Source organism: Mesorhizobium sp. LCM 4577 (assembly GCF_001854795.2).
Classification (GTDB): Bacteria; Pseudomonadota; Alphaproteobacteria; order Rhizobiales; family Rhizobiaceae; genus Mesorhizobium; species Mesorhizobium plurifarium.
In genome coordinates this window covers 1-7,202 of sequence record NZ_MDDU01000038.1, presented here as the reverse complement: position 1 = coordinate 7,202, position 7,202 = coordinate 1, and the positions used below count along the sequence as shown (strand labels likewise).

Genomic DNA, 7,202 nt, shown 5'->3' with positions numbered 1-7,202 from the left:
ATTCGTTGTTCGTTCATTTGCTCTCTCCTCAGCTATCCACTGAGGGGGCAATTCCTCGTGGCGCCGAGGGGGCAATTTTCCATGACGCGCGACAGTCGTACCAAGGGCAACTCGACCAATACGTTGTCTGGATGCGCGACGAACGCGGTTTGACACCTTCGACGGTCGAGCAATGGGGGAGGATGGYCGGCAGGTTCTTGCTGTGGTGCGAGCGGTCGAACCGCCAGCTTGAGGATTTGAAGGCAGAAGACATTGACAATTATCGCGACCCAAGGAGCCGGAGATGGGGTCGCGTCTCTATTGCACACGTCACTTCAGCCTTGCGGGATTTTCTGCGATACGCAGCAAAAGAGGCGTGGTGCTCAGACCGCTTGGCGGCGTCAATATCGCGACCTCGGCTGTATCAGCATGAGTCTCTGCCATATGCCCCGGATTGGTCCGACGTCCAGAAGATGTTGGCCGACGTCGATACGGACCGGCTCCGCGACATCCGAGACAGCGCGATCCTACTGCTGCTGGCTGTATATGGCATGCGCCGCGGCGAAGTCGCCGCACTGCGACTCGACCAGATCGACTGGGCGGGGCGAACACTTCGGCTTTTCCGTTTGAAGCGACGACAAGCCCAGATCTATCCGCTGGTGCCTTCTGCTGCTGAAGCACTGGCGCGCTATGTTGATACTGTCCGGCCACCATCCTCTTGCCAAGAAGTCTTCCTCCGCATGAAGTCGCCTCGACGCCCCTTGAACGTGACTAGCATTTATAGCGTCGCCAATCGGCGATTTGTTGCGCTCGGGATTCAAGCTGCCCATCGCGGCGCGCATGCCTTGCGCCATGCCTGTGCAGTTCGCTTGCTCGCCGAGGGGCTGACCATCAAGGAGATAGGCGACCATCTTGGACATCGCAGCACCGCGGCAACAAATGTCTACGCCAAGGTTAACATGGCAGTTCTTCGCGAAGTCGGCGCCTTCGATTTGGGAGACGTCCTATGAAGCTGAGCGAGGTCATCGATATCTACGTGGCCCGGCAACGGTCACTGGGCATGCGCTTCGAGTCTGCCGAACGCTTGCTCCACTACTTTGAGCGAGCAGTCGGCGATCGACAGATCGGCGAGGTGACCCCGGAATCGGTCATTGATTTCCTTAATGGAGACAAGGCTCTGACAGCGACGTGGGCACGCAAGCACAGCGTGCTGAGCGGCCTATTTGGGTTCGCAATAAGTCGTGGATATGCTGATCGCTCGCCTCTGCCGACAGTTCTGCCGAACCTGCCGCCGGCGCAAATGCCATACGTATATTCGACCGACGAACTGCGCCGACTTTTGGAAGCACGTCGACCTTGCGAACAGGCTACAGTCAGCACGTACCAGCGATGTATCGTACTATGATCTTACTCCCCTACGGGACCGGCATCCGGATCGGYGAGGCCCTGCGCTTGACCTTTCAGGATGTCGATCTCGTCGAAAGGATCATTACCATCCGCTGCACCAAATTCTACAAGACTCGCCTGGTTCCAATTGGACCGAAGCTGTCTGGAGAGCTGGCCGCGCATCTCGAACGTCGTGGCTTGCTGCCAATGCCGCAGGGGAAAGCGGCGCCTCTGTTCGCGTCCCGCGGCATTCGAGGATGGACCTATCAGAGTGTCGTCACCATGTTCCAGCATGTCCGCCGCGCCGCCGCTATCGAACGCCCGATCGGCGAACCGCGTCCACCACGTCTCCATGATCTTCGTCACACAGCGGCCGTCCACCGTGTCGTTGCATGGTATCAATCCGGCCAGGACGTCCAACGATTGCTCCCCCAACTCGCAACCTTCCTTGGTCACATCGACATCCGATCTACACAACGCTATCTGCAAATGACGCCGGAACTTCTGGAGGCGGCCAGCCAACGCTTCGTCCAATATGCGATGGAGGGCAGCCATGAAGAATGAGATGCTCCTCGGACCATGGGTGCGGCGGTTCCTCCTCGAACATCTGGTGGCGGAGCGGAATCTGTCCCGAAACACTCAGGCCAGCTACCGCGACACCCTGATGCTCTTACTTCCGTTCGCCAGCAATCATGCGGCGCGCGCCATCGATCGAATGTCGTCGAGGATTTGACACCGTCGATCATCCGTTAGTTCCTTGATCACCTGGAACGCGATCGAAAGTGCAGCGGAGTCACGCGAAACCAGAGGCTGGCGACCATACGCTCATTGGCAAGGTTCATTGGCATGCACTCTCCGGTCCACATCGCGTGGTCCGGCGAAGTGCGAGCGATGCCGTTCAAGAAGACCGCCAAGGCCGTGATCGGATATCTCGAGAAGCCGGAGATGGACGCGCTCTTGGCACAACCAGACCGTCATACGCCTCTTGGCAATCGCGATTATGCTTTGCTTCTGTTCTTGTACAACAGCGGTGCCCGTGCAGATGAAGCGGCGAAGTTGATCGTCGACAATCTGCAGCTGGGCCGGCAATCGTCGGTGCGACTACACGGCAAGGGAAACAAGTTCCGATCATGTCCGTTGTGGCCAGCCACTGCAACGACACTGTCGAGGCTCGTCGAGGGGCGTGGCAAACGTGATCCGGTCTTTTTGAATCGGGTCAACTTGCCATTGACGCGCTTCGGGATCCACAGACTTGTGACCCACTACGCCGAACTGGCGAGCAAAACAGTGCCGTCTATCGAAGCGAAGCGTGTTAGTCCCCACACGATCCGGCATACAACGGCAGTCCACCTGCTGCGCGCTGGCGTCGATATCAACACTATCCGCGCCTGGCTTGGCCATGTGTCTCTCGACACGACGCATATTTACGCTGAAGTCGATATGGAAATGAAGGCGAAGGCGCTTGCTCGGGTCGACATCTCTGACCAACAAGCCACTGTCCCTCAGCGCTCGCTGCCATCCCTGCTGGCTTTCCTGAAGGCTCTGTAGCCGTCGCAGGGTTGAAAATTTATGTTGCGGTTCAGGCCGGGGAAACGAACCTTTCTCCGGCCGCCGTTACATATGGACGGCCGCAACATAGCCGGTGATATGTTCTCCAGAACATATCACCGGCTACAATCAGATCTATAGGGGCGGTGCCATTCGAGAAGCTGCCTGCCTGGCCCATCTGCGTCGCTAGATATTCGACGTTCACGACAGCCAGCCGACCGAGCTCAGCATGCGTGTTTCGGTAATTCCCGGACACCTTTTTCGCTAAATCCCGGACAGTGATGGAGTGCACCCCCAGACTGAGACAAGGAAAATCGCGGACATCGTCCCACGTTAAGCTATGCCGCCTTTTCCATCTGTCGTCCACCTGAATGCATCTGTTCGTATTCCTCCGGCGTGAGATAATCGAGCGCCGAATGCAGGCGCTGCGTGTTGTAAACGGTCTCAATGAAAGCGCCGATGCGCCTGCGGGCATCATCAGCGTCCTTATAGGCGAGACCTTGCACCTCTTCCTGCTTCAGCGTTTTCATGAAGCTTTCCGCCTTCGCGTTGTCGTAAGGATTTCCGACGCGGCTCATGCTCGCCTGGATGCCGTGAAGATGCAGAAGTTCAGAGTAGACCCCGCAGGCGTATTGAACTCCGCGATCGGAATGGTGCACGAGACCCCCGGGAGCAGGCCGGCGATCGGTGATGGCCATCTCGAGAGCCTCAATGGCAAGGCTTGCTCTGAGATGCGTATCCAACGCCCACCCGACCACCCTGYGGCTAAAGGCGTCAAGCACAACCGCAAGGAAAGCAAACTCCTCAGCCAGATGCAGGAAGGTGATATCGGCAACCCATAGCTGGTTGACCCCATCGAGGATCATGCCCCTGGCAAGGTTCGGCACGACTTGCCAACCGTGCCTTGAGTTCGTCGTTGCAGGAACAAAGGGTCGCGCGCGCAGACATAGCAGATTGTCTTCACGCATGATGCGTAGAACGCACTTGTGATTGACTTGCCACCCCTCCCGACGCAACAGGGCTCCAATCCGGCGGTAACCGTAGTGCGCGTTGCCGAGCGCCAACTTTTGAATGAGATCTCGCAAACCTGTCTCGGCGCGACGAGGGGCCGAGTCTAGCCAGTGACGGTAATAACTCGCGCGGCTGATGCCAGCGAGCCAGCACATTCGATCGATGTTAAATTCGCCTTGCGACAGGCCGGTCGTCATCTTTTCGATGACTTTGAAGATCCCGTTTCGCCAGGAGCGCTGCTCCGGCGCTGATCTTCCTCGAAGTGCCGCAAGGCTTCGCGAAAAAAATCGAGATCGAGTTGCTGTTGCCCGACTTTCTGCTCTAATTCCTTGATCCGGCGCCTGGCCTTGGTCAGTGCCTTTTCCTGAGGCGTCGGCAGATCGACTGAATTCTGCAGCTGCGCGGCCCCGTCTAGTCCTGCTGTCGATCTGGCCGGCCGGCCGCGCCGACGTGACTTCAGATCGCCATAAAGCCTCAGGTGATCACGCCACTCGTAAAGACGTTGGCGGCTGATGCCCACCTCATCTGCCAACTTGCTGACGTTTTCGCCCGCCTCCGTGCGCTGGAGCAGCTCCCGCTTTTGGTCTTCATCAATAAAACTTTGCCGTCCGGCCATGCCTCAGTTTCCTCTCCTGCGGGGAAACTGTCCGCGATTTTCCTTGTCTCAGTCTGGGGGTGCACTCCAGTGATTTCAGTAATTCGCGGACAGCGATTCCGCTAAATCCCGGACAGTTTTCGGGAGCGGATTTAGCGGTCGGTTCTCGGCTGCGCCGTTCTGGCAGTTTGGCCTCTCACGATGACGTTGAGAGGGGCCATGCCGAGACGGAAGCAAGCGAGACGAACGAGCGTGAGGGATATCCAAGCGATCTTGCGCCTGACCCATGAGCAGGGTCTTTCGGTGCGTGAGGTGTCGGAACGGCTGAAGATCAGCAAGACGACAGTATCGACCTATTTGCTGCGGGCGCGGGAGGCCGGGCTGTCATGCTGGCCGCTGCCGCCGGGCCACGACGACGCGACGCTTGACCGGCTGCTGTTTGGCCGTGCCGGTCGTCCGCCGCAAGACCTAAGCGAACCGGACTTTGCGCTGATCGCCCGGGAGTTGAAGCGCAAGGGGGTGACGCTGACGCTGTTGTGGCAGGAGTATCGCGCCGCCCATCCTGACGGCTACGGCTACACCTGGTTCTGCGAGCACTTCGCCGCTTTCGAGCGCCGGACGAGCGCGACATTCCGCAATCGGCATGCGGCGGGCGCGGTGATGCAGACCGACTATGCCGGGCAGACGGTGCCGGTGATCGATCCGGCGACCGGCGTCATTTGCCCGGCGCAGATTTTTGTCGCGGTGCTGGGCGCCTCCAATCTGACCTTCGCCTTTGCCAGCTCCAGCCAGAAGCTGCCGGACTGGATCGAGGGCCAGGTGCGAGCGYTCGCCTTCTTCGGCGGCGTCACCAGAGCGATCGTGTGCGACAACCTGAAGGCCGGTGTCGTCAAGGCGCTGTGGTTCGAGCCGACGCTGAACGCGACCTTTGCCGCCATGGCCGAGCATTACGACACCACGATCCTGCCGACCCGCAGCCGCAAGCCGCGCGACAAGGCCAAGGTCGAGGGCGCGGTGCTGATCGTCGAGCGCTGGATTCTGGCCCGGCTGAGGAATCGATCCTTCTTCTCGATCGCCGAGCTCAACGCGGCGATCGCCGAACTGCTCGAGGAGTTGAACAACCGGCCGATGCGCCATATCGGCCAAAGCCGCCGCGAACTGTTCGAGGAGATCGAGCGGGCTGCCTTGAAGCCGCTGCCGGCGGCACCGTTCGAATACGCCGAGTGGAAGTCGGCGAAGGTCCATCCTGACTACCATGTCGAGGTCGACAAGACTTTCTACTCGGTGCCGCACCGGCTGATCGGGCGCACCGTCGAGGTGCGGCTCACTCATCGAGTGGTCGAGATCTTCCACGATCACCAGCGTGTCGCCAGCCATGTGCGTCGCTCGCAGCGTTCCGGCCATGTCACCGTCAACGAACACATGCCCAAGGCGCACCAGCGCTACGCCAACACCACGCCGGCCAGCCTGATCAGCCGGGCGGCCAGGATCGGCCCCAGCGCCGCCATCCTGGTCGAGCGCATGATGCGCGACCGGCCACATCCGGAGCAGGGATACCGCTCGGCCATGGGCATTCTGTCGCTGGCGCCACGCTATGGGCCGGAGCGTCTCGATGCCGCCTGCGAGCGGGCGCTGCTGATCAACGCGATTGCCTACTCCTCCGTCACCGCCATCCTTAAAGCCGGCCTCGACCGAGCCAGTTCCGCAGAACCGGCAAAGCCGACACCCCAGCACGCCAACATCCGCGGCTCCACCTATTACCAGTGAAGGAAAGGAAGAAAGAATGCTGACGAACCCCACCCTCGACCAGATGCAGGCCCTCGGTCTGGCCGGCATGGCTGCCGCCTGGCGCGAACTGGCCGAACGGAACAACGCCAACGAGCTCAGCCGTGACGAGTGGCTCGGCCTGATGCTCGACCGCGAGGTCGCTATACGGGCCGACAAGCGCGTCCGGAACCGGCTCGCCTCAGCCAGGCTGCGCTTTCCCGAAGCCTGCATCGAGGACATCGACTTTGCCGCGCCACGCGGGCTCGACCGGCGCAGCACCATGGCGCTCGCCCAGGGTGAATGGCTGAAGGCGCATGAGAACCTGATCGTCACCGGCCAGACCGGAACCGGCAAGTCGTGGCTGGCCTGCGCCTTCGGTCGGCAAGCAGCACGGCTCGATCATTCCGTGCTCTATGTGCGCGTGCCGCGCCTGTTCGAGGATTTGGCGCTCGCCCGCCTCGATGGCCGCTTCCCATGCCTCATCGACAAACTCACCCGCGCACAACTGCTCATCCTCGATGACTTCGGAACCCACTCCCTCACCGACCAACAGCGCTTCCATCTGTTCGAAATCGTCGAGGAACGCTATCGCCGCAAATCCACCCTGATCACCGCTCAGGTCCCGGTGGCCAGATGGCATGACCTGATCGCAGACCCCACCGTCGCCGACGCCATTCTCGACAGGATCGTGCACAACGCCCACCGCATCGTGCTCCAGGGCGACAGCATGCGAAAGCAAAAGGCCGCGCCCCTCTTGACCGGCGCCGAAAACGGCGAAATCAATCATCCATGAACGCAACAAGGCACCCGAGGACCGACGCCGCCAAACTGTTGTCAAGCGAAGTGAGGATTTGACCCCTTTGGCGAAGTGAGGAACTGACCCCCTTCACTGGTTTGCAGTTTCGTTGGGTTCAAG

Annotated in this window: 9 protein-coding genes; 7 read left to right on the top strand and 2 right to left on the bottom strand. The window is 60.1% G+C overall.

From position 1 onward, the window contains the following. From LCM4577_RS27045 to LCM4577_RS27025, 5 genes are all read left to right on the top strand, one after another. Positions 1-989: tyrosine-type recombinase/integrase (locus LCM4577_RS27045; protein WP_244508444.1), on the top strand; the 989-nt coding region annotated here is incomplete at its 5' end. After that, positions 986-1,384: a hypothetical protein gene (locus LCM4577_RS27040; protein WP_198541097.1), complete on the top strand. Its 399-nt coding sequence runs from the start codon at positions 986-988 to the stop codon at positions 1,382-1,384. The genes LCM4577_RS27045 and LCM4577_RS27040, both read left to right, overlap by 4 nt. Next, positions 1,369-1,929: a tyrosine-type recombinase/integrase gene (locus tag LCM4577_RS27035; protein ID WP_338012047.1), complete on the top strand. Its 561-nt coding sequence runs from the start codon at positions 1,369-1,371 to the stop codon at positions 1,927-1,929. Before LCM4577_RS27040 ends, LCM4577_RS27035 begins: the two co-directional genes overlap by 16 nt. Beyond that, a complete protein-coding gene (locus LCM4577_RS27030; protein ID WP_198541095.1) occupies positions 1,919-2,098 on the top strand; it encodes a site-specific integrase in 180 nt (59 codons plus the stop codon). The genes LCM4577_RS27035 and LCM4577_RS27030 overlap by 11 nt, the downstream gene beginning before the upstream one ends. Positions 2,099-2,256: 158 nt before the next feature. Continuing rightward, positions 2,257-2,913: a tyrosine-type recombinase/integrase gene (locus LCM4577_RS27025; protein ID WP_198541094.1), complete on the top strand. Its 657-nt coding sequence runs from the start codon at positions 2,257-2,259 to the stop codon at positions 2,911-2,913. A 338-nt stretch (positions 2,914-3,251) separates the two neighbouring features. On the opposite strand, the gene LCM4577_RS27020 is transcribed toward LCM4577_RS27025, so the two are convergent. Together LCM4577_RS27020 and LCM4577_RS27015 are read right to left on the bottom strand one after the other, a co-directional pair. Beyond that, positions 3,252-4,121 carry an IS3 family transposase gene (locus LCM4577_RS27020; protein WP_071074193.1) on the bottom strand — a complete coding sequence of 290 codons (870 nt, stop codon included), beginning with the start codon at positions 4,119-4,121 and terminating at the stop codon, positions 3,252-3,254. Further along, positions 4,118-4,540, bottom strand: a complete 423-nt coding sequence (locus LCM4577_RS27015; protein WP_071074192.1) for a helix-turn-helix domain-containing protein — start codon at positions 4,538-4,540, stop codon at positions 4,118-4,120. Before LCM4577_RS27015 ends, LCM4577_RS27020 begins: the two co-directional genes overlap by 4 nt. 198 nt (positions 4,541-4,738) lie before the next feature. On the opposite strand from LCM4577_RS27015, the gene istA reads away from it, so the two are divergent. Both istA and istB read left to right on the top strand, forming a co-directional pair. Then, on the top strand, positions 4,739-6,286 hold the full coding sequence (istA, locus tag LCM4577_RS27010) for an IS21 family transposase (RefSeq protein ID WP_071074191.1): 1,548 nt from the start codon (positions 4,739-4,741) through the stop codon (positions 6,284-6,286). Positions 6,287-6,302: 16 nt separating this feature from the next. Further along, complete coding sequence (istB, locus tag LCM4577_RS27005) at positions 6,303-7,079, top strand: IS21-like element helper ATPase IstB (protein ID WP_071074190.1); 777 nt, start codon at positions 6,303-6,305, stop codon at positions 7,077-7,079. Positions 7,080-7,202 lie beyond the last annotated feature (123 nt).